This window comes from Pseudomonas sp. ARP3 (genome assembly GCF_001029595.1).
GTDB lineage: Bacteria > Pseudomonadota > Gammaproteobacteria > Pseudomonadales > Pseudomonadaceae > Aquipseudomonas > Aquipseudomonas rhodesiae.
The window spans coordinates 18,088-38,895 of sequence record NZ_LEKF01000010.1 but is presented as its reverse complement, the minus strand read 5'-3'; the positions used below and the strand labels follow the sequence as shown (position 1 = coordinate 38,895).

General features: G+C 56.9%; 22 protein-coding genes and 2 pseudogenes. 13 read left to right on the top strand and 11 right to left on the bottom strand.

Translation table 11 applies throughout. The features are described from left to right. Window positions 1-44 precede the first annotated feature (44 nt). Complete coding sequence (locus ABX75_RS13450) at window positions 45-989, bottom strand: alpha/beta hydrolase (protein WP_047882083.1); 945 nt, start codon at window positions 987-989, stop codon at window positions 45-47. Further along, window positions 989-1,429: a TspO/MBR family protein gene (locus tag ABX75_RS13445; RefSeq protein WP_034099216.1), complete on the bottom strand. Its 441-nt coding sequence runs from the start codon at window positions 1,427-1,429 to the stop codon at window positions 989-991. Before ABX75_RS13445 ends, ABX75_RS13450 begins: the two co-directional genes overlap by 1 nt. Window positions 1,430-1,615: 186 nt before the next feature. Here ABX75_RS13445 and chrA point away from each other — a divergent pair, with 186 nt between their 5' ends. Then, window positions 1,616-2,815: a chromate efflux transporter gene (gene chrA, locus ABX75_RS13440; RefSeq protein WP_040268894.1), complete on the top strand. Its 1,200-nt coding sequence runs from the start codon at window positions 1,616-1,618 to the stop codon at window positions 2,813-2,815. Here the strand turns inward: chrA and ABX75_RS13435 are convergent. Further along, the gene (locus ABX75_RS13435; RefSeq protein WP_047882082.1) at window positions 2,804-3,376 is read right to left on the bottom strand and encodes a nucleotidyltransferase family protein; all 573 of its coding nucleotides are present in this window, start codon (window positions 3,374-3,376) and stop codon (window positions 2,804-2,806) included. The two genes, chrA and ABX75_RS13435, sit on opposite strands and share 12 nt — an antisense overlap. A gap of 133 nt (window positions 3,377-3,509) precedes the next feature. Here ABX75_RS13435 and ABX75_RS13430 point away from each other — a divergent pair, with 133 nt between their 5' ends. Further along, entirely contained in the window at window positions 3,510-4,115 is a 606-nt protein-coding gene (locus tag ABX75_RS13430; RefSeq protein ID WP_047882081.1) for a hypothetical protein, read from the top strand. 358 nt (window positions 4,116-4,473) lie between these two features. Continuing rightward, the gene (locus ABX75_RS13425; protein WP_034099222.1) at window positions 4,474-4,713 is read left to right on the top strand and encodes a DUF6124 family protein; all 240 of its coding nucleotides are present in this window, start codon (window positions 4,474-4,476) and stop codon (window positions 4,711-4,713) included. Here ABX75_RS13425 and ABX75_RS13420 read toward each other — a convergent pair. Then, window positions 4,710-4,943: a hypothetical protein gene (locus ABX75_RS13420; RefSeq protein ID WP_034099224.1), complete on the bottom strand. Its 234-nt coding sequence runs from the start codon at window positions 4,941-4,943 to the stop codon at window positions 4,710-4,712. The two genes, ABX75_RS13425 and ABX75_RS13420, sit on opposite strands and share 4 nt — an antisense overlap. A 391-nt stretch (window positions 4,944-5,334) precedes the next feature. Here ABX75_RS13420 and ABX75_RS29685 point away from each other — a divergent pair. Together ABX75_RS29685 and ABX75_RS13410 are read left to right on the top strand one after the other, a co-directional pair. Next, window positions 5,335-7,526, top strand: a pseudogene (locus ABX75_RS29685) (AAA family ATPase). Between the two features lie 640 nt (window positions 7,527-8,166). After that, on the top strand, window positions 8,167-9,540 hold the full coding sequence (locus ABX75_RS13410; RefSeq protein WP_047882080.1) for an IS1182 family transposase: 1,374 nt from the start codon (window positions 8,167-8,169) through the stop codon (window positions 9,538-9,540). A 197-nt stretch (window positions 9,541-9,737) separates the two neighbouring features. Here the strand turns inward: ABX75_RS13410 and ABX75_RS13405 are convergent, their stop codons facing one another. Then, entirely contained in the window at window positions 9,738-10,253 is a 516-nt protein-coding gene (locus ABX75_RS13405) for a GNAT family N-acetyltransferase (protein WP_047882079.1), read from the bottom strand. A gap of 380 nt (window positions 10,254-10,633) precedes the next feature. On the opposite strand from ABX75_RS13405, the gene ABX75_RS29680 reads away from it, so the two are divergent. Both ABX75_RS29680 and ABX75_RS29675 read left to right on the top strand, forming a co-directional pair. Further along, window positions 10,634-10,786 carry a hypothetical protein gene (locus ABX75_RS29680; protein ID WP_236238666.1) on the top strand — a complete coding sequence of 51 codons (153 nt, stop codon included), beginning with the start codon at window positions 10,634-10,636 and terminating at the stop codon, window positions 10,784-10,786. Between the two features lie 15 nt (window positions 10,787-10,801). Continuing rightward, a complete protein-coding gene (locus ABX75_RS29675; protein WP_236238665.1) occupies window positions 10,802-11,065 on the top strand; it encodes a hypothetical protein in 264 nt (87 codons plus the stop codon). Window positions 11,066-11,159: 94 nt separating this feature from the next. Here ABX75_RS29675 and ABX75_RS13395 read toward each other — a convergent pair whose 3' ends face one another. From ABX75_RS13395 to ABX75_RS13385, 3 genes are all read right to left on the bottom strand, one after another. Continuing rightward, the gene (locus ABX75_RS13395; protein ID WP_034114463.1) at window positions 11,160-11,720 is read right to left on the bottom strand and encodes a hypothetical protein; all 561 of its coding nucleotides are present in this window, start codon (window positions 11,718-11,720) and stop codon (window positions 11,160-11,162) included. A gap of 310 nt (window positions 11,721-12,030) precedes the next feature. Then, window positions 12,031-12,489: a hypothetical protein gene (locus ABX75_RS13390; RefSeq protein ID WP_034114564.1), complete on the bottom strand. Its 459-nt coding sequence runs from the start codon at window positions 12,487-12,489 to the stop codon at window positions 12,031-12,033. A gap of 32 nt (window positions 12,490-12,521) precedes the next feature. Continuing rightward, window positions 12,522-12,890, bottom strand: coding sequence for an antibiotic biosynthesis monooxygenase (locus ABX75_RS13385; RefSeq protein WP_034114566.1), 369 nt, complete (start codon window positions 12,888-12,890; stop codon window positions 12,522-12,524). Window positions 12,891-12,987: 97 nt separating this feature from the next. On the opposite strand from ABX75_RS13385, the gene ABX75_RS13380 reads away from it, so the two are divergent. The 4 genes and pseudogenes from ABX75_RS13380 to ABX75_RS13365 all read left to right on the top strand — a co-directional run bounded on the left by ABX75_RS13380 (window position 12,988) and on the right by ABX75_RS13365 (window position 16,683). Next, on the top strand, window positions 12,988-13,452 hold the full coding sequence (locus ABX75_RS13380; RefSeq protein ID WP_034114568.1) for a MarR family winged helix-turn-helix transcriptional regulator: 465 nt from the start codon (window positions 12,988-12,990) through the stop codon (window positions 13,450-13,452). 174 nt (window positions 13,453-13,626) lie between these two features. Next, window positions 13,627-15,000: an IS1182 family transposase gene (locus ABX75_RS13375; RefSeq protein ID WP_047882078.1), complete on the top strand. Its 1,374-nt coding sequence runs from the start codon at window positions 13,627-13,629 to the stop codon at window positions 14,998-15,000. Window positions 15,001-15,287: 287 nt separating this feature from the next. Beyond that, window positions 15,288-15,455, top strand: a pseudogene (locus tag ABX75_RS13370) (AAA family ATPase); the annotation flags it as partial. A 358-nt stretch (window positions 15,456-15,813) separates the two neighbouring features. Beyond that, window positions 15,814-16,683 carry a GyrI-like domain-containing protein gene (locus ABX75_RS13365; RefSeq protein WP_047882077.1) on the top strand — a complete coding sequence of 290 codons (870 nt, stop codon included), beginning with the start codon at window positions 15,814-15,816 and terminating at the stop codon, window positions 16,681-16,683. Window positions 16,684-16,691: 8 nt separating this feature from the next. Here ABX75_RS13365 and ABX75_RS13360 read toward each other — a convergent pair whose 3' ends face one another. From ABX75_RS13360 to ABX75_RS13350, 3 genes are read right to left on the bottom strand one after another with little or no spacing between them, the layout of a single operon-like run. Beyond that, window positions 16,692-17,357, bottom strand: a complete 666-nt coding sequence (locus ABX75_RS13360; RefSeq protein WP_053060084.1) for a hypothetical protein — start codon at window positions 17,355-17,357, stop codon at window positions 16,692-16,694. A gap of 2 nt (window positions 17,358-17,359) precedes the next feature. After that, on the bottom strand, window positions 17,360-18,721 hold the full coding sequence (locus ABX75_RS13355; RefSeq protein ID WP_053060083.1) for a M48 family metallopeptidase: 1,362 nt from the start codon (window positions 18,719-18,721) through the stop codon (window positions 17,360-17,362). Between the two features lie 3 nt (window positions 18,722-18,724). Continuing rightward, window positions 18,725-19,153, bottom strand: coding sequence for a hypothetical protein (locus ABX75_RS13350; RefSeq protein ID WP_034114580.1), 429 nt, complete (start codon window positions 19,151-19,153; stop codon window positions 18,725-18,727). A 173-nt stretch (window positions 19,154-19,326) separates the two neighbouring features. Here ABX75_RS13350 and ABX75_RS13345 point away from each other — a divergent pair, with 173 nt between their 5' ends. Continuing rightward, on the top strand, window positions 19,327-20,274 hold the full coding sequence (locus tag ABX75_RS13345; protein ID WP_034114583.1) for an AraC family transcriptional regulator: 948 nt from the start codon (window positions 19,327-19,329) through the stop codon (window positions 20,272-20,274). Window positions 20,275-20,349: 75 nt separating this feature from the next. Further along, a complete protein-coding gene (locus ABX75_RS13340) occupies window positions 20,350-20,805 on the top strand; it encodes a VOC family protein (RefSeq protein WP_047882075.1) in 456 nt (151 codons plus the stop codon). The last annotated feature ends 3 nt before the right edge of the window (window positions 20,806-20,808 follow it).

The window sequence follows — 20,808 nt, the reverse complement described above, 5'->3', positions numbered from 1 at the left end:
CTCGAAAAGAGTCGTCAGGCCCACTGTCGATGTGATGCGCTGTGTTAGCGCGAAGACTGTTCACCAGTGAGGCAACCGCTGATCCACTGTCGGCTATACGCCAATACCGCATCCGCCATGGCCACTGGAAAGTGGATAAACCCGTGGGCCGATTCCGGCAGCAAGTGCGCCTCTGCCAGGGGCCAGCGCTCGGCGAGCAACCGCGTATCGTCCAGCAGCGGGTCCAGCTCGCCGACAAACATCAAGGCCGGCGGCATTCCCTCCACCTCACCAAACAGCGGCGATAACGGTGGCTGCCGACGCTGCTCGTCACTCAGTCCCGGGGTCAGCAAGCGCAGCGCGTCGACCATGCCCGGCCCGTCCAGCAGCAACGTATCGGGGCCTGCCGCCCGCACGCTGGGGCTGCCGGTGAGGTCGTAGACGCCGTAATACAGCACCGCGCCGCTGATCCGTTGGAGCAGCGCCGGCCATTGTTTCAGCGCGAGCAATGTCGCGGTCGCCAGGTGCCCACCGGCCGATTCGCCGACGACGATCACCGGCAACCCGGCAAACTCCGGTTCACCGAGCAACCAGCGCGCGGCGGCAAGGCAGTCCTGCATCAGGCCCTGCACCGGCGTGTCGACCGCCAACCGATAGTCCACCGACACCACTATCACGTCGCAGGCGCGCACCATGCCCAGGTTGAGGTCGTCGTCCATTTGCGCGTTGCCGATCACCCAGCCGCCGCCGTGGATATCCAGCACCACGCCCTTGGGTGGGCCATTGGGACGCAGGATGCGCACCGGCACCTGAATGCCGTCCTGGCGAATCAAGCGGGTTTCAGCGGCTGGGCCTTTCTTGATTTTCTGGCTGATGCGCAACAACGTCTGCAATACGCGCGGCGTCACGCGATTGCGGATCTTGAAGCGCGGCATCCACCCCAGTTTCTGGTTGAAGCGGCGCATCTGGGCCAGTTCGGCCGCACTGGCGGGCCATGGCTGCAGGGCCATCAGCGGTTATTACGCAAGATCGAAAAATTCAACGCCGCCGCCACACACAGCCACGCCAGGTACGGGAACAGCATCAAACCGGTGAGCAGGTCCAGGCGCACAGCCAGCACCACCATCGCGGCGACGGTAAGCCACAGCAGCACGATAATCACCATGCCCGCCAACAGCCGGTGGGCGCCGAAAAACACCGGGGTCCACAAGGTATTCAAGGCAATCTGCGCCGCCCACAGCGCCAATACCATCTGGCTGCCGGGGATCAGGCTCAAGCGGTAACCAGCCCAGGCCAGCAGCAGATAGATGATCGTCCACGCCACCGGGAACAACCAATTGGGCGGTGTAAAGCTCGGTTTGACCAGGGAGTCGTACCACGCGCCAGGCTTGAAAATGATGCCGGTACTGGCGGCGGCGGCGCAGGCGAGCAGGAAGATAAAGAAGGTCATCGTCGGTCCTTGGCTGAAGTCAGCGGGGCGAGTGGAAAGAAAACCAAGCGGTCTGCATGTTTCAAATGACTCAAGCAAGCGCGCATAAATTCAATGCAGGTCTGAAATTCGCGTCGGATCCCTCGCTTTCAGCCGTCATTAAAATTGGTTACCGTGCCTTCACTCCACCCGCCTGAGAGCCCAATCTTGACCGACCCCATCAGCGCTCGACACAGCAGCCCCTGGACGGTGTTCCTGATTTTCCTGCGCCTGGGCCTCACTTCGTTTGGCGGCCCGATTGCGCACCTGGGGTATTTTCGCCATGAGTTCGTGACCCGGCGGCGCTGGCTGAGCGAGCGCAGCTACGCGGAACTGGTCGCCTTATGCCAGTTTTTGCCCGGCCCGGCCAGTAGCCAGGTCGGCATCGCCCTGGGCCTGACCCGCGCCGGTTACGGCGGCGCGGCGGCGGCGTGGGCCGGGTTCACATTGCCGTCGGCATTGCTGCTGATCCTGTTTGCCCTGGGCTTGGCCCACTACGGTACGGCCGTGCCCGCCGGTGTGCTGCATGGCCTCAAGGTGGTCGCGGTGGCGGTGGTCGCCCAAGCCGTGTGGGGCATGGCGCGCAACCTGTGCCGGGGCGTAGCGCGGGTGCTGCTGATGCTGCTCGCGGCCGCAGCAGTACTGTGGCAACCCTCGGCGTGGGCGCAGGTGGGCGTGATTGCCGCCGCTGGATTGGCCGGTCTGGTGCTATTCAAACCTGCACTGGCCGCTGAGCCCGACGCACTGCCCATCCCCCTCAGCCGGCGCGCCGGGGCCCTGTGGCTGCTGCTGTTTGCCGTGCTGCTGGTGGGCCTGCCGGCGCTGGCGCAGGGGCTGCCCCACCACAGCCTGGCGTTGGTGGACGCCTTCTACCGCAGCGGCGCCTTGGTGTTCGGCGGCGGCCATGTGGTGCTGCCGTTGTTGCAAGCTGAAGTGGTGGCGCCGCAATGGCTGAGCAACGACGTATTCCTCGCCGGCTACGGTGCCGCACAAGCCGTGCCCGGCCCACTCTTCACCTTTGCCGCTTTCCTCGGCGCCTCGATGCATGCGCCCCCCAACGGCTGGATCGGCGGCGTGGTGTGCCTGCTGGCAATCTTCGCGCCGTCGTTTTTACTGATCTTCGGCGCGCTGCCCTTCTGGCAGAGCCTGCGCCACAGCCCCCGCACCCAGGCCGCGTTGGCGGGGGTCAACGCGGCGGTGGTCGGCCTGTTGCTGGCGGCGCTGTACCACCCGGTGTGGACCAGCGCGATATTCAACCTCTACGACTTCGCCCTGGCGTTACTCGCACTCGTCGCCCTGATGGCCTGGAAGCTGCCGCCGTGGCTGGTGGTGGCAGGTTGCGCCGTGCTGGGTGGCCTACTCGGCTGAACCGGGCGCGACGATCCTGAGCCAGGGCCAGCGCGCCTGATAACTAAGGGCCTTTTGCGCAAACAACGCGGGTTCCGAGTGCAACGGGTTGATGCGCAGCATGCCCTCGGCCACATCCTGCAACCCGTAAGGCGCATACAACTCGCCCGTCGCCACCTCCAAAGCGATGCAGGTGCCGGCCACCAAGTAACGATCCACGCCGTCGCGGGCCGAGTGCAACTGTGGGTAAGGCCGACCGAAACGCTGGCCATACCACAAGTGAACCCGCGCCTGGTTCCTGACCTCGACATTCACCCCCAAGTCCTTGAACAACCCCTGCGCCGCCCGAATCACCCGGTCCTCAGCCTCGTAGGACAGGTCCGGGTCGAAGTAAAAAACGTCGTAATCCTTTACGCCGTGATCGGCCGGTCGATTCGCCTGATGGTTCCACACCGCCTGGAACAGGCAGCCCGCCGTAAGCATGCACTGCGCCACACCCAGGTCGGGTAGGCGTGCAGTGATTTCGGCATTGAGGGGGTTGGCCATGGCCAGGGAGATAAACGTGTCGACGGTCAATGTCATGGGCGCTCCTGCGGACGGCGCTGCTTATTCGGGCGAAGGCGGCCACAATAATGCACCGTCGTAAATGGCGGAAACATTTACTCAATGTGACAGTCTCAGTGCCGACATGCCCTCAATCGTCAAGGATAAAACGATGCGACTCAACGCCATGGCCCTCGCCACTGCCAGCGCCCTGCTGCTCACCGCCTGCAGCGACAGCCCGTCCGACACGGACATCCAAACGGCGCTGCAACCCCGGCTGCAAGGCCCTGCCTGCATCAGCGCGCCAATGTTCAAGAGCTTCCCGGTGACCTTGAGCGAGAGCTTCAGCGCCGGCGTTTCCAGCGGCAACGCACCGGCGTTCGACGCCCTGGTCGACGCCGGCCTTCTGGCCAAAAGCGACAAAACCTACAGCCTCACCGAATCCGGTCGCACGGCCTACACCGAACAAGCGCCGGGCTTCTGTTATTCCCAAGGCTACGAAATTGCCAAGATCAAGGATGTCAGCCCCAACCCTGACCCGATGGGCGCCGCCGTGGACAAATCCTGGGTGGTCACCCTAGACATCCGCCAGATGCCCGTGGCCGCCTGGGCTAAAACCCCGGCCCTGGCAAAACTCACACGCCATCCGGAAAACCTTTCCGAAGCGCCCAAGACCTACCACGTGACGGTCGGCCGCGTGAAAGGTGAGCAGGGCCTACAGCTGATCGACCCACGGTTTTTCATCATGCGAGGGGTCAGTGTCAGCCAGGGGTTCTGACCGTAGAGCTTGGAGGTGTTGGCGAAAATCGTCTGAAGGCTAAATCCGAATAGCCAGCGACGCCTTGCTCCCTTGCCTACGCCTGCGTCAGAATCCGCCGGCTTGTGCGCTGGGGTGGCCGTCTCTAAGGTTGCCCGGTCGCTGAATTTCTCAGGGACCGGGTTTAGTAGCCTGAGTTGGGTATCGAAAAGTGCATGAGTTACATCATTCAGACATTGCGTCTGAACTTGATGGTGGCTGTGCGTAGGGCGCCTCCGGGCGCGCCGGCTTTAGATATCCACCGGTCTACTAACCTGCGTACAGCTGCCACCCATCGTTTAGTAGCGACAAGGTGACGGCATCATTCGGGATATCTTGTATGTACAAAGTCACGCCAGATTCACCCCCTCTTTTTAGCGTCACCCCAGACGCCAGCACCGAAAGCCTCATCACCAACAGCTACGAAACTTTCACCAGCGTCAGCACGCTGCTGCTCGACCTGTCCGAAGACCTCAGCGGCAAACACCGCGACATCGCCCTGGCCATTCACCAACTGAGCGAACTCGGCGTACTGCTCACCGCCCGCCTCCTCGACCGCGAAGCGCCCTGCTCGGCTTAACCTTTCAACTCATCCGCCCGATGGCTCGCCGCGTCGTCGTAAGCCACATACAACGACTCGGCGACCTGGCTCTTGATCGCTTTGCTGGCTTCCAGCCCAAGCACAAACCCTTCGGCTTTACCCCCGGCGCGGTTGAGTTCTTCATGGGTGGCGGCGCCGGTAATGGCGTCAAGAAGCTTGGCGGCCTGCGGGCCGACGCCTTTGGGGAGGGAAATGTGTTCGATGGACATTGCGGTACCTATTGAGGAAAAGAACGGTAGCGCGTGGAACCACTGCCGGGGCGTGCATGGTAGACAGATTGCGGGCGTGATGGGCCGGTTTCGGCCAGAAGTGGACTGTTACCCAATAGGTAACTCTGTCCCCTATTCCGTGCAAATGAACGATGGATCTATACGGATCAGCCAGTAGTGAAAGGCAGCCAGGGGTGGCTGGTGAGAGCTGTGGACATCCACTCAGCGCCTAGGCATATGATCTATTAGAAAAAAGGGGTCTGATACGCCCCGCAGAGGCTCTAGCTCGGTCTCAAGCCAGGTTTGTACACGCCCAAAATTCTTTGTCCTCGCCTAGAGTAGATGTGGAAGGTGTTCCCGTCGTCGCCTATGCTCCTTGCTGTCAACAATAATGGCCCAAAGCCACTTAGAAAAAGGGAGTCAGGATGTGATCACGGAATTGAATATCGATGGCGTCGCTAGCTACAAATCCAAATCTATTCTCTCTCCAACCAGAAAGACATCGCTAATTTATGGGCTTAATGGAGCCGGGAAAAGCACTATTTCCGAGTTTCTATATAACCAGAGTGAGCCGCGGTTTGCTAAATGCAGTGTAAAATTAAGTCAGCCGTGTGATTTTCTAGTCTATAACCAAAGCTTTCTCAACGACTACTTCTACGAAGAAGATAATTTAAAAGGAATTTTTACTCTTTCGAAAGAGAACAAGGTGGCACTCCAAAGAATTGAAGCAGAAACGAAAGAGCTGGACAAACATCGTGCTGCGCAACAGGAAAACTCCGCAGCCTCTTCAGCAAACTCTGCCAAATTAGACCAAGAGAAATCGAAAGCGAGCACAAAGATCTGGGAAATAAAAACGAGGTATGCTGGTGGAGATCGTGTATTGGAGTTCTGCATGGATGGTTTGAAAAAGACAGATCTTCTTTTTCAGCACGTTCTTGGGCTTCCCTTGCCAGAAGCTGCACCGGAATACACGGCCGATGATTTAAAAGCTGAGGCCTCATCAATCGAAGGTGAAGGTGCTGTTACGTATAATAAAATTCCAAACATTTCTGCTGGTTGGCTAAGTATTGAGGACAATTCGCTCTGGTCGAAGATCATTGTAGGCAGTCAAGAAGGTTCAGTCGCCGAGTTCATAGCCAAGGCAGGTAATTTTGATTGGGTGAAAGAGGGCCTTCAGTTCGTTTCGAATGACAAAGATCAGCAGGAATGCCCCTTTTGCCAGCAAGAAACGGTCACCAAAAGTTTTATTGAGTCCATAAGTTCAGTATTTGATGAGGCTTACAAGGCTGATGTTAACTCGCTGGAGTCAATGAAAAGTACCTATGAAACACTGACCTCTAGCTTGAACCTCCACGACATCTCAAACGCTGCGCTTGCGAGTAAAGAACTAGTAGAAACATGGAATATCGCATCTGAGGCTTTGAGAGCATCAATACGCGAGAACGTCCTGCTTATTGGCAGCAAGGTCAAGAGCCCGAGCGCGGCAGTTAGTCTTACCGACACCAAGGCAACTGTTGATGTGCTTAACGGTTTGCTCAACGACCTGAACACATTGATCGAATCGCATAATGACAAACTCACGAACAAGAAAAAACTCGGGACGATATAAAGGCTCGTTTTTGGGCTTTGATGCGTTGGGACTACGATCAAACCATTTCTGCCTACTCTCAATCGGCCACTGACATTAAATATGAGGCCAGCCAAATCAGCCAAGCCGCCAGCAAAATAAATGAATCTATCGGAGCCTCCAATCTCAAAATTTCTAATCTTAGAAAAAAAACTGTTAATATCGAAGAATCTATCGAAAATATAAATCGCGGACTGGTAGAGATCGGCATCGATGGTTTTTCTGTGATACCACATGGCGAGAACTTCTATCGCGTTTCAAGGGCCAGTGATCAAGGGAACGCATTTCACTCGCTAAGTGAGGGCGAGAAAACAGTCATTAGCTTTCTGTACTTCATTGAGCTTTGTAAAGGGCAGAAGACGGCCGATGCCGTCCCGCAGACGAAAGTAGTGGTGATTGATGACCCGATCTCAAGCCTTTCACACCTTTATGTTTTCAATGTCGGGCAGTTGATTAAAAGATACTTCATCAATGATAAAAGCTATGCCCAAGTTTTTGTCCTGACTCATAGCCTGTATTTTTTCTATGAGCTAACGCACACTAACAAAGAGAAACGGGCCGAGACGCAGCATCTTTTCAGGATTATCAAAAATGCAAATGGAAGCTCTGTAATTTCAATGAGCCATGAGGAAATCCAGAATGATTACCAGTCTTACTGGTCAATTATAAAGGACCAAGCCTCACCGCCTGCGCTAATTGCAAACTGCATGCGCAACATTGTCGAATACTTCTTTAATTTTGTTCAAAAGAAAGACTTTAATAATGTTTTCCAAAAACCAGCCCTGTCAGGCGATAAGTTCGTGACGTTCTACAGATATATGAATCGAGAATCCCATTCGTTGGGACAAAATATTTTTGATATCAAAGAATTTGACCATCAAATATTCAAGGACGGCTTGAGGTTGATTTTCGAAGAGTCAGGATATGGAGAGCATTACCAGGCGATGAATAAGTAAATCCGACATGAGACGGGCACTCACCATATGGCGAGTACTCCGTCTCATCGGCAATTAGCCAGGCTCTCTCCGTCAGGACGGGTGAAGCCAGCCCCATCACGAAACCAGGTGGGTGGAAAAGGGGGCAGATTTATTCACTGGGTGACCGTCCGCTTTTGGCCGATTTTGTTGAAAAAGTCGGATTTTCAAATTGGTGAGAAATTAAACGATGAAGGCAGCGTTTTAGTACGCTTCTACGTCGAGCCCGAGCCCGAGCCCGACCCAACATGCAGGATTTCAATCGCAGGTGCTTACTTTTTGTTCGTAAGAAAATTTTTAACTATGGAAGGATCAAGGCATGTCAGATGTGTGCGGTATATGCGGTCGAAAACTGGGCCTCAAAGACGATCCGCTTTCGATCGATTGTGGCGGTGATTGCTGGGGTTGCATTGGCCCAATTGAGGCAGACCTGGGAAATGCCGAATCATCAGTCAGGGTGAAGGAGGAGTTTGACACCGGTGTGCGCCCAGGCAGAGCCAAGATACCTCTCAAATCATAGTTGGGATGGTAAGGCAGCTCTCGACCGGCTCTTTTTAAAAAGGAGATATGCGGCCTAGCCTGCGGCAAAATTGGATCATCGGCCGGCGGGAGGATTCGCAGCATGATGGGACAATTGTCGAGTGGACAGGAACGGCTGTTTTACTCGTTCAACATTGAAGATCACATCCCAGCAAATCACCTCCTGCGCAGCATTGATCGATGCCTTGATCTGAGTGATCTGCGCCATCACCTCGCCGATTTCTACAGCCCGATTGGGCGTCCCTCAATTGATCCTGAACTGATGATTCGCCTGCTGATCGTGGGCTACTGCTATGGCATTCGCTCTGAGCGCCGGTTGTGCGAAGAGGCTCATTTGAACCTGGCGTATCGCTGGTTTTGCCGCCTGAGCCTCGAAGATGAAGTCCCTAATCACTCTACCTTTTCCAAGAATCGACACGGTCGTTTCCGCGATAGCTCGCTGTTTCGCTGGCTGTTCAACGAGGTGCTGCGTCGCTGCATGGACGCTGGTCTGGTCAAGGGCGAAGGGTTTGCCGTAGACGCCAGCATCATCAAGGCGGATGCCAGTCGCCAGCGTGGGGTACCTGGTGATGAAGAGGTCAACTGGAGTGACCCGTCGTTAAGTACTCGCGCCGTGCGTGAGTACTTTGAATCGTTGGATGGAGAGGCTTTGGCTGAAACTCTGCCCAAACGCCTGTCGCTGACCGATCCTATCGCTCGCTGGACAGCAGCTCCAGGAGGCGCGGCGTTCTTCGCTTACTCGACCAACTATCTGATTGATGTCGAACATGGCGTGATCATGGACGTAGAGCCTACGCCGGCTCATCGAACAGCCGAGGTCGAGAGCACCAAGACCATGATTGAGCGAGTCGAAGAACACTTCGATATCAAGCCGGATCGCCTGATCGGTGATACAGCTTATGGAACCGCACCGATGTTGGCCTGGATGGTGGACGAAAAAGACATCGCGCCACATGTGCCAGTTTGGGACAAAACCGAACGCAAGAACGACAGCCTATCTATCGGCGATTTTCAATGGAATGAAGAGACGCAGGAGTATCGCTGCCCCACCGGACATGCCTTGCGTAGCGAGTGGCGGGCCTTCAAGAACCAGCGCTCACATGTCACGAAAGCCGACACAATCATCTTCCGATCACGGCAAACCGACTGCGCTAAATGCTCGATGAAAGAGCGCTGCTGCCCGAACACTTCGTTCCGAAAAATCGCACGCAGCGTCCATGAAGCGGCGCGCGATGTTGCTCGGCGAGTCGCCGCGACGCCGCAATATGCGTGCTCTCGCCACGAACGGAAGAAAGTCGAAATGTTGTTCGCTCACCTCAAACGAATCCTGAGGTTGGATCGCTTGCGACTACGGGGCATGACCGGTGCAAACGATGAATTCACGATGGCAGCGGCAGCACAGAATCTGCGGAGACTGGCCAAACTTACCTCTCAAGGGCCGCCAACTACGGGATAGGTGCGCCCGGAATTAGCAAAAAACCTCAAATCAACCCACTGACCAAGCAGTAACGATCAACGCAGAACCGAAAAGCCACTCAACGTGGTGAATAGGTTCTTAAGCGACGGCCAGCCTCGATCTCTTCCAGTCTGAAATTCCAACTTTTTCAACAGAATCGGCCAAAGGCAGTCAGTCGACGGGTTTGATAAAGATGATTAAACAGTTGGTATTTTGTAAACAACCGAGTCGTACTTGGCTGATGTGCGCATCTCGAGGATGACCCCACCTAGAGCCTCGGCAATACGTCGACTCGGATGATTGTCCGTCGCAACGGGGTAGATGAAACTTTTTGCTACCACTCGCTGGCTGGCCCACTGTACAACCGCTTGGACCGCTTCACCTCCAAAGCCTAGCCCGTGTTTATCTTCACGAATCCAGATACCCAGCTCCGGTGTTTCACCGTGGGTATCGTGCAATCCGACAAGGCCAGTAAAACGAGCATCGTCGAGTTGTCTAATTGTGAACACAAAGTCGCTGCCATCTGCGATTGAAGGCAGCCAGTGCCGCCAGACGTTTGCATAGTCCTCAAGAGAAGCAGGTGGTTCCCACGACATGTAGCGAGTCAACGATGCAGTTATACAAGAGAAGGATTCAACAGCGTCCTGCGCGCGGAATGGCTCAATTCTAAGGCGTGGCGACTGAATGCAGATTTCGCGGGTATCGACGAGCATCGTAATTTCCTTACAAGAGGTGCAGTACTCCGTGTGTGTCCAGGAAAAGTAACATGCTGATCATTTCTTCAGCGAATCGGACGTCCTCTTTGGGTCGACTGCTGCCGGTCATGAGCGAAAAACATCAGCCTTTTCGGTGATGGATTGGAATTGCTAATCCTGTAGGGCACGTACTACTTGCCCTACAGAGCCGACCTGATAGCTGCGTACCAATTTTGTACCGACATGAGTCCATACAGCGACGCCCTGCCCCTCACGACAGGCGGCCATCGGCCGTTAGCTGGGCTATATATCGTCGTGATTTTTACGATTGTTTATCGCACAGCTTGGTTGCAAAATCGGCGGCTCACGCGGTTGAGCCTTATAGACAGGGAGTTCAGATGGAAACTTTCGAATTGGATGACTTGACCCATGAGCAGATGAAGGCGTTTTGCCAATTAGGTGATGAACATCTGGAAGGCGGTGATTTCACGGCTGCCATCGGTCAGTACAACCTAGCGTGGGAGTTGATTCCAGAACCCAAAAATAACTGAGAAGCGGCGACATGGGTGCTTGCCGCTATCGGCGATGCCTGTTTTCAGGGAGGATTCTTTACCTCCGCAAAAGAGGCCCTTGAGTATGCGATGACTTGTCCCGATGCAGTCGGCAATCCATTTTTGCATTTGCGTTTGGGCCAAGCACTTTACGAGAAAGAGGAAACTGATCGAGCCGCCGATGAACTTATGCGAGCATACATGGCGGCTGGAGATGAGATTTTTGACAACGACGACCCCAAGTATTTCGCGCTCCTAAAAACGCAGGCCGCGATTTAAAAATCGGAACAGCCCATAACAAAAGCTCGACGGCGGCAATAATTGGCCGATAACTGCCGCTAGTGACGGGCAGCAATCGGCCAAAAGCAGCCTCTCAACGCGTGGCACATTGACCTCTGCGAAGAAAATCTTTAAGCGCCGCCTGATAGAGCGTCAATGGCTGATTGCCCGTATTGAGAAGTGCAAACGGAATCATCGTGAGATGTGAAAACGACGTGGAGTTTATCGAGTAGGTTTTCTGCCTGCAAAAGCGCTGGTCCTTATTCAATATAAAATCAAACTTGAAAAGGTTTGTCCGCGTACACCAACTGGGGAACAAACCCAGACTCAGCCCCGTCAAGTAATCTTGTCCGCAAGCGCCGCCAGATGAGAACTCCGAGATCTTTATTTCTAATGCTGGCAGGCTCGGGGCGGCAAGGCTGGAGTTCTTATCCTGCGCACCGGGAATAACGTTGAGTGTCGCTGCGTATGCGTCCTTGCCGAAGCGACTGTCTTTCCATGGAGAATTTATTGCGTAACTGAAGCTGGAGACAATTTCTTGTGTTTCGGGTTCAACGGGTTCGTTGATTGTCGGCTGGGACGAATAAGATGTGCAGCTGCAACAGAGTATAGCAATGCCGACAAACACAAACCCGTTGGCTATTAAACGACGCATACTTAGTTTTCCCTAACTATCAATTATCCAACATACCTGTCACTTAATGCCGTATAGCATCTTATCCACACGCCGGACGGCTGAATCAGCATAACAGGACAGACTGTACGCGCGCACTTCGGGAGAGAGAAAAGGCCGCCGCCATGCTCTCTTTACCCCAACCCAGTGTGAACCCGCGAACGTTGAAGGCAAACGCTGAACGACAACACCTGCCCAAGCTGTCCAGCGGCTTCTATTGGCCGATAGCTAGCGGTCACAAACGGCGGATTTCGGCCCAGCTTTTTAAGACAAGCAGAAACAAGTATTCAGCTTACTGTCTGTGACGTGCAACCCGCAGCAGTCGGCCGCTGAGGCGCAGGCCGTCACGCATATTCAGCCCCATTAATGCGAGATTGGTGGCCCCTGCGATCAGTTCGATTACCTGTACGAGGTAAAAACGCGTATCGAAGCTTCCCGCCGACGCCCATTGGTTAAGCACAATGGCGCACGGCATCAGAACCAGCAGGCCATTGGCGGCAATGAATGGCATGCGTTTCTTCTTCAAAGCGACCAGTCGTCCTTGTCGTTTCCGACTCATTAGCACTCCACTTGCACCGGTCGCAATCATTGCCGGTACCAGTATCCAAAGCCCGGGACTCACGATCAGGTGCTTGAGTGAGGCTATCGAGTGTCCGGATCCGATGAGTTCGACAAAAATAGTCGACAGAAAGAAGGTGGCGATGCAGGTCAGTGCCAGCGTGCTGGAGATCAAATGTAATCGTCTAAGCATTTATCTAATACCGTCAGACAGTTGGTTAATACTCAGGCCGTGCAGATATTCGACACAGCTACCTTGGTGAACAGATGCGGCATGGCCAAGGCACTTGAGGGATACCGCGCTAAGGCATTGGTGAATTCTGGATGATTGAAAGCATCGCGAAACCGCTCTACCGATTCCCATACGGCGTAATTCAAGAACATGTTGCTGCCACCGATGGCCTGATGGAGCTGCGTGGAGATGAAACCGGCACGTTGTTTCATCCAGTTGGCATCCAGCTCCCATGCGCAAAGGAGGTCAGGTATATCGTCTGCGTCGACAGTGAAGAGGTTGATCAATACCACTGGAGCTTCGCTGCATTGCAGCTGTTGAGTAATGGGCACGATCGGATCAAGGGGGCGGATAGAAAGCATGGCGACCTCTACATTGTAATCATGATGACAATTTGGGTTTCAGGTTCCAAACCTACTGCGATTGACATCATGGTGTCAACGTGGAAGGATTCGCGCCATGAAAAAGACAAACTACAGCCCCCCAGGACGCGCGATGAGCGATCTGGCTCTTGAGATCTTTCGAGCAAGTGCGCGTCTGCTTACTGCAGGCGATCGACTCGTCGCAGAGCTAGGTCTGACAAGCGCCCGCTGGCAACTACTGGGTACTATTGTGTACGCCGAACGAGCACAACCGGTTTCATGGATTGCTCGCGACATGGGGGCAAATCGGCAAAACGTTCAGCGGATCGTTAACGATCTGGTGAAGGATGGACTGCTGGAGTTTCAGCCGAACCCACACCACCGCAGGGCGCAGTTGGTTGTTCTGACTGAAGCTGGAAGAGAAGCATTCGATCTGGCGATGAATCTTCAGACGCCCTGGATTAATGAGCTGGCGGAGGGGTTGGACATCGATGCTATCCAGACTACCCATCAGGTTCTAAACCACCTGCGCAATAGGCTTGAGGAAGACCAGGCCGACTGACCCGGCCAGCCCCAGCATAGTCCAGCTTGCCAAAAGCTCAGGCAACAAAAGACCGGATCAGCTTGTAAATGGTGGTTCACAGACGTCCGCTTCTGGCCGATTCTGTTGAAAAAGTAGCTCCCCTGTTTGACCTGCGGCAAAATTGCTTCATTGGCCGGCGGGGGATCACAGAGCATGATGGGACAGTTATCGAGTGGGCAGGATCGGCTGTTTTACTCGTTCAACCTTGAAGATCACATCCCAGCCAATCATCTTCTGCGCAGCATTGATCGGTGTCTCGATCTGAGCGACCTGCGCCATTACCTCGCCGATTTCTATAGCCCGATTGGGCGTCCGTCGATTGATCCTGAGCTGATGATCCGCATGCTGATCGTGGGCTATTGCTACGGCATTCGCTCAGAGCGGCGGCTGTGCGAAGAGGCCCATTTGAACCTGGCGTATCGCTGGTTCTGCCGGTTAAGCCTTGAAGATGAAGTCCCCAACCACTCGACATTTTCCAAAAATAGACACGGCCGTTTTCGGGACAGCGATCTGTTTCGCTGGTTGTTCAATGAAGTGCTGCGTCGTTGCATGGACGCAGGCTTGGTCAAAGGTGAAGGCTTTGCCGTGGACGCCAGCATCATCAAGGCGGATGCGAGTCGGCAGCGCGGCGTACCGGGTGATGAACAGATCAACTGGAGCGATCCGGCCCTGAGCACTCGCGCTGTGCGTGAGTACCTTGAAGGCCTCGATGAGGAGGCTTTGGCCGAAACGCTGGCGAAACGCCTGTCGCTGACGGATCCTCAGGCCCGCTGGACCGCAGCTCCAGGTGGCCCAGCGTTCTACGCTTACTCCACGAATTATCTGATCGATACCGAGCACGGCGTGATCATGGATGTGGAACCCACACCGGCTCATCGAACCGCAGAAGTCGAGAGCACCAAGACAATGATCGATCGGGTCGAAGCGCAGTTCGACATCAAGCCGGAACGCCTCATTGGCGACACCGCTTACGGTACCGCGCCGATGCTGGCCTGGATGGTGGAGGAAAAGAACATCGAGCCACATGTGCCGATGTGGGACAAAACCGAACGCAAGAACGACAGTTTTTCGAGCAACGATTTCCGCTGGAATGAAGAGACTGAGGAATACTGCTGCCCGGCTGGCAATGCATTACGTAGCGAATGGCGAGCCTTCAAGAACGAGCGTTCGCACGTCACCAAAGCCAACACCATCATCTTCCGATCCAGGCAGAGCGACTGCGTTGCCTGTCCGATGAAAGCCAAGTGCTGCCCGAACACTGCGTTCCGCAAGATCGCCCGCAGCGTCCATGAAGCCGCGCGCGATGTGGCTCGGCGAATCGCAACGACACCTGCGTACGTGCGCTCTCGCCACGAACGTAAGAAGGTCGAAATGTTGTTTGCCCACCTCAAGCGCATCCTGAAATTGGATCGCTTGCGACTACGTGGCATGAGTGGCGCGACGGATGAATTCACGCTGGCCGCTGCGGTGCAGAACCTGAGACGGCTGGCTAAATTTACATCTCAAGGGCCACCTGCCACGGGATAGGTGCGCCCGCACTCAGCAAAAAACCTCAAATTAACCCACTAACTGAGCAGCAACGGTCAACGAAGGGCCGAGAAACCACTCAATGTGGTGAGTTGGTTCTAGTGCCTGAGTTCAGGCGAGCGGTAAATCCGACTTTTTCAACAGAATCGGCCGAAAGCTGCCTTTCCCAACCGCCATATGTCAAACGCCCCCCCCACACCACCAACCTCCCTTTTGTTGACACACACCGCCATTAACGCAAAATCCCCCACCAACCACTCAACGTGCTCAACCCAAAAGGAGTCCCAATGCAGCGCGTGATGATCGTCGGTCAACCCGGTTCCGGCAAAAGTACGTTAGCGCGCAAGCTTGGCCAGCGTACGGGCTTGCCGGTGATTCATATCGATACCATCCACTGGCAACCCGGTTGGGTAGAACGCAGCTGGGACGAGAAGACGCGCTTTTGTAACGAGGTCTAGGCGCGTGATGTTTGATTGCGCCAATCGCGCCTTAGCTATTCACACGACACATCTCACAGGCCGACAAATAACGCTGTGGTGAGCAGGCTTGCCCTGCGCTGGGCTGCGAAGCAGGCCCAATAAAGGTATTGGAACTCTTCTGTTGGTACTCAGCGTTTGGTCTCAGGGCTGCTTCGCAGCCCAGCGCAGGGCAAGCCTGCTCACCACAAAAACCTGATGTTCTCAGGTTATGTTTTCACTGAACGGGTTGTGTAGAGACTCTTACCCCAATCGCACCTTGAGCAAACCCGGCTAGGCACGCGCGCCCCGCTATAGTCGACTCTATCGCCGACCGCCCTTCCAGGAGTTTCTCCCAGTGTCCGAGACGCCGACCCAACGCGCCTACACCAAGCGCTTCAACGCCGTTCTCGCCTATATCCAGGCCAACCTCGAAGGCGACCTGTCGGTGAATACGTTGAGCCGGGTGGCGAATTTTTCGGCGTTTCACTTCCATCGACAGTTCACCGCGTTTGTCGGCGTGCCGGTGTCGCGTTATGTGCAACTGATGCGCCTGCGTCGTGCGGCCCATAGCCTGGCAACCGCTGCCGATTATTCGGTGCTGGAGGCAGCGCTCTGTGCCGGTTTCGATAGCCCGGAGGCATTTAGCCGGGCGTTCCGGCGGGCGTTCGGTATGGCGCCGAGTGCGTTCAGGAAGGCGCCGAACTGGCAGAACTGGAATGGGGTATTCGCTATCCCTCACTTTTCCAGGACGATCATCATGCAATCACGCATCGTAGAATTTCCCCAAACCCAGGTGGCCGCGCTTGAGCATTGCGGGCCCGCCGGGCTGGTCAACCAGACGACCAGCCGATTTATCCAATGGCGCAAGCAGAGCGGCCAGTCGTCGGTGGCGTCGAGCCGCACGTTTGGCATTCCCTATAACAACCCCGATACCACTGCGCCCGAGGCGTTTCGCTTTGCTATCTGTGGCGAGATTGACGAGACGGTGGCGCCGAATGGGTTTGGCGTGCATGCGCGCATCATTCCTGCCGGGCGCTGCGTGGTGGTGCGGCATGTGGGCTCGCCGGATCATATCGGCGAAACCATCTATCCGATTTACCGCGATTGGCTGCCTGCCAGCGGCGAGGAGCTTCGCGACCACCCGCTGTTCTTCCATTACCTGAGCGTCTACCCCGAGACGCCGCAGGATCAATGGCAGACCGATGTGTATGTGCCGCTGCGCTAGCGGACCGATCAAGCCCGCTGGGTTTCCTGGCGCAACGCATCGAGGTGACGTTGCGCATGGGCGGCCTGGCAATAGGCGTTGAGGATCTCTGCGATCTGGTCGCAGTCCAGGGTGCGGCCGCCCTGCATCAGGCCGGCGGACTGGATGCGGATCTGCGGCTGGGGCTTTTTCAGGGCCAGGGCCTGGTTGCCGAACAGCTGTCGCGCGGAGCGATGGACAGGCAGGGGCGCATCGGCACGCAAAATCAGTTTCTGCACCGTCAGCCAGCCTTCCTCACTGATGGAGACGTCGACAATGTCCACCAGATCTACCGGCGCGCTCAGGGTGTCCACAAACAGCTGGCGGCGGGTCAGGCGCATAAAGGCGTGTTGCCCGGCGTTGCGGTGCTGCCAGGTGAGCAGCACGAACACCACGGCCATCACTGCGGCACACACGCCAAGGCCGGTGGAGCCCCGGTGCAGCGCGAACCCCAGCAGCGCCAGGGAAATCAGTAAAAACAGTGGGCCGCGCACCTTGTACCGGCGCGAGTTGGTGAATTCGGTCTGCTCGGGTACGCGCTGGATAACCTGCTCAAGTTCGGCGACCGCACGCTTGCGTTGAGCGTCGCGGGAGTCGGCATATTCCTGGCTGAGTGCACCGGCGAGATCCGCCAGCGGATCGGTGGGTTGGGTCATGGTCATTCTCCTTGGACGGTTGATATCGGCGGTGATACGGGCTGTGTGGCAGCCGACGACGCCGTACGGGTGAGTTGGCTGAACCAGTGTCGGTCGTGTTCGGTGGGCACACGGGTGGCCTCGGCCAGCAGGGCTTCATCCAGCGTGACGCCCAGTTGCTGAAGGCGTAATGCCGTGGGCGGGTGCGTATCGAAAGGGTGGGCGATGGCGTGATCCAGTGCTGCCTCGTTCAGGCGCAGCGGGGTATGGCGCAGATGGTCGGCCAATGCCTGGATCAGGTTGGGGTGACGCTCGCTGAGCAGCGTGTTGATTTCAGCGTCCAGCGCGATCACCCGTAACAGCGCTTGGCAAAACAGCCGCTCGCCACCGATGTTGCCGCCCACCCGATCCGCGACCAGTTCTTGAGCGCGGCCCCAGTGATGCACCGCCAGTTGAAAGTGGTGCAGGAAACGCTGCGTCATCCAGATCGCCGGACGCTCGATCCAGGCCGGGTCGGCATCTTCAGCGCGGATAAACGCACAGTGCAGACACATCAGGCTGAAATGCGCGCCGATTTCGCTGCCGCGCTCGGTGTCGCGACTGCTGAAATGGCCCAGCTCATGACCGATGATGGATGCCGTCTCGGCCTGGCTCAGGGTCGAGAGGTAGGTCAGCGGCAGGTAAAGGGTGCGCCCGCTGAGCGAGTCGCCGGCCGGTTGCAAGAGCACATCGACGCTGGTGACGAAAAACGATTGGTCGATGCCCACCACGATATGGTCGGGCACCGGCGCGCCGGTGGCGGTGGCCAGTTGTTCAATCCACGCCCACAAGGCCGGAGCCTTGTCGCGCCCGATGCTTTGCCCCAGAAACGCCGAGGACGGGCTATCCAGGGCATGCCATTGCTGGCGCAGACGCCCGATCAGCAAGCATCCGGCCCACAGCACGGCAACCACCGGCACCGCCACCAGCAGCATGAACCAGCCACCGGCCTTGAAGTGGCTCCAGCCCCAGCTCAGTTCATACAACAGGCTCAAGGCCAATGCCCCCACCAATAGCGCGGTGTACGCCGCCAGCCAATGCCCCAAGGCACGCCAGCAGAGAAACAGGCGGTGGTAGAGAAAATCCCTGGACTTCAGCGCGCGCCAGGCATCCAGCCGCAGCTTGAGCCACGTCGCGGGCCCGGCCACGAATGCGGCGAGGGCCAGCCAGTAGGCCAACCCAGCCAGCACCTGACGCATGCGCAGCCAGGCATAGTCACTGCCGACACTCTGTGCTTCGCGCAGCACGTCATCGACACGCCCGCTTTGCACACTGGCCCAGCCCATCAATACCAGCGGCAGCAGCAACATCGTCAGCGGCCACGACCACCGCGCGAATCGGCCCATGGCTCAGTTGGCCTGCAAATAATCGGTCAAAAAGGCCTGTGCATTGCCTTGGCTGGACAGGAACTCGTCATAACCGACGTTCAGCGTCTGCGACTCGCCGGGCAAGTACAGTTCGCCCCAACCTTGTTGCAGCACCAGCACCACGAACTTCTGACCGTCCACGGTGGTGGAATAGCGGGTGTCCTTGCTGGTCTTTTCCACGGCCATCTTCTGGATCTTCATGTTCCAGTCATGGTCCACGCCCTCTAGCTGCACCAGCGCCTGATTGTCGCTGCGCGCACCGATACGCAGGGTCCAGACTTTCACGCCGCCTTCACCGGCATAGGCCAGCACTTTTTCCGCGACTTCCGGGCGGTTGTCAGCATGGGCGAGCCCCGCGATCACGGCCAGAACCAAGCCCAGCAGCGCTGCCCACTTGCGATACATCAACATTTGCGGCTTCCTCGACAGTTCAAAGCCGACCATTGAAATCAACGCTTGGCCGCCTGCCAAGCGGGCCGGCCGTGGCGCACAACAATAAGGCCGTGACTCACAACAACTGATCGGCCTGCCCGATGTCGATATCATGCAACGCTGCCCACCAGCTCTAACGGACGCTTTTGCCAATGGACCGCCGCAACCCCTACTTGGACACCCGCTTCTGCTTCGATCACCCGGAGGCCCTGGACCAGGCCGGTGTATTCGATGACAGCGCACGGCAGGTCATGGGCAGCGCGATCGGCCATTACCGCGCGCAGACGGTGCGGCCACATGTGCAATATTTCGACTGCGACTTGCAGTTTCCCGAGCCGTTGCGCATCCACAAAGTGCTGCCCGACAGCGTGTGCATCGTGCAGGTGCTGGGTGGTCAATGGCAGCATCGGGTGGACGGTCGGCTCAATCAATACACCCCCGGCGCGCCCCATGTACTGGGCTTGAGCGAAAGCATGGAAGCCATGGACCAGATGCCTGCCGGCAGCCGTGCGCGCATGGCGGGGCTGCGCATCGGCGGCGACTATCTACGCGAATTGGCCGAAGAAGACCCGTCACTGCAACCGCTGGCCAGGCTGCTCGACGATGGCATGCACTTTTCGGAGTTGCATGGCTGTCGCGCCGTCGGGCGTTTGTTCGAGCGCCTTTATCACTCGCCCTACCAAGGGGCGTTGGAGCGGCTGAATCAGGAAAGCCTGAGCCTGGCCGTGCTGGTCGAGTTGGCGACGCATCTGGCGCCGCAGCCAGCCAAGCCCATGGTCCCGCTGCGCAGCCATTCGGACCTGGCACACGAGGCACGCTTCAAGCTCGACGCCAACCTGATGAACCCACCCGGTACGCTGGCGCTGGCACGGGAACTGGGCGTGGGCGAAACCACCCTGAGACGCGCCTTCAGCCGCGTGTACGGCCAGTCGATGCTCAATTACGTGCGCCAACAACGCCTGGAACTGGCGCGCACCCTACTGCGCCAGCGCAAATGGCACGTCGCGCAGATTGCCCACCGCCTGGGCTACGCCAACCCTGCCAACTTCAACCATGCCTATAAGGCGTATTTCGGTCATCCGCCGGGGGCTGAATCCTAGAATTGGCACAAGGTGTTTTGGGGCACGCAAATCGGCTACTGTCGTGGGCTTCCCTCTTTCGCCGGATGGCCAGCAATGGATCTGAAATTCAGTCACGTCGATATCTTGGTCGAGGACCTCGACGAGGCGTGCGCTTATTACGCCAACATTCTTAATGCGCGCATCTCCACGACCCAGGTCTGGGAACGCGGCGGCCTGCATGTGCGCTATGCGATAGCGCTGATGGGCCAGGAGCGTTTTATGCTGGTACAGCCGTTGGCCGGCAACCTGCGGATGCTGTTGGACACTCACGGTGAGGGCATGATTTACCGGCATTGCTACACCACGCCGGACATCGAGGTGGCTTACGCCGAACTGGTCGCCAAGGGTGTGCAGCCCGAGGACGAAAACGGCCTACCGTTGGCCCTGGAGGACCTGCAATCGCCGGCGGGCACGCGCATCATCTGGCTGCCCAAGCGTTTCGGGCACTTCTCCATCGAAATCCTTGAGGAGCAAGGGCTTGAGGCGTTTATGGTGGCGGCATTTGCCTGAACC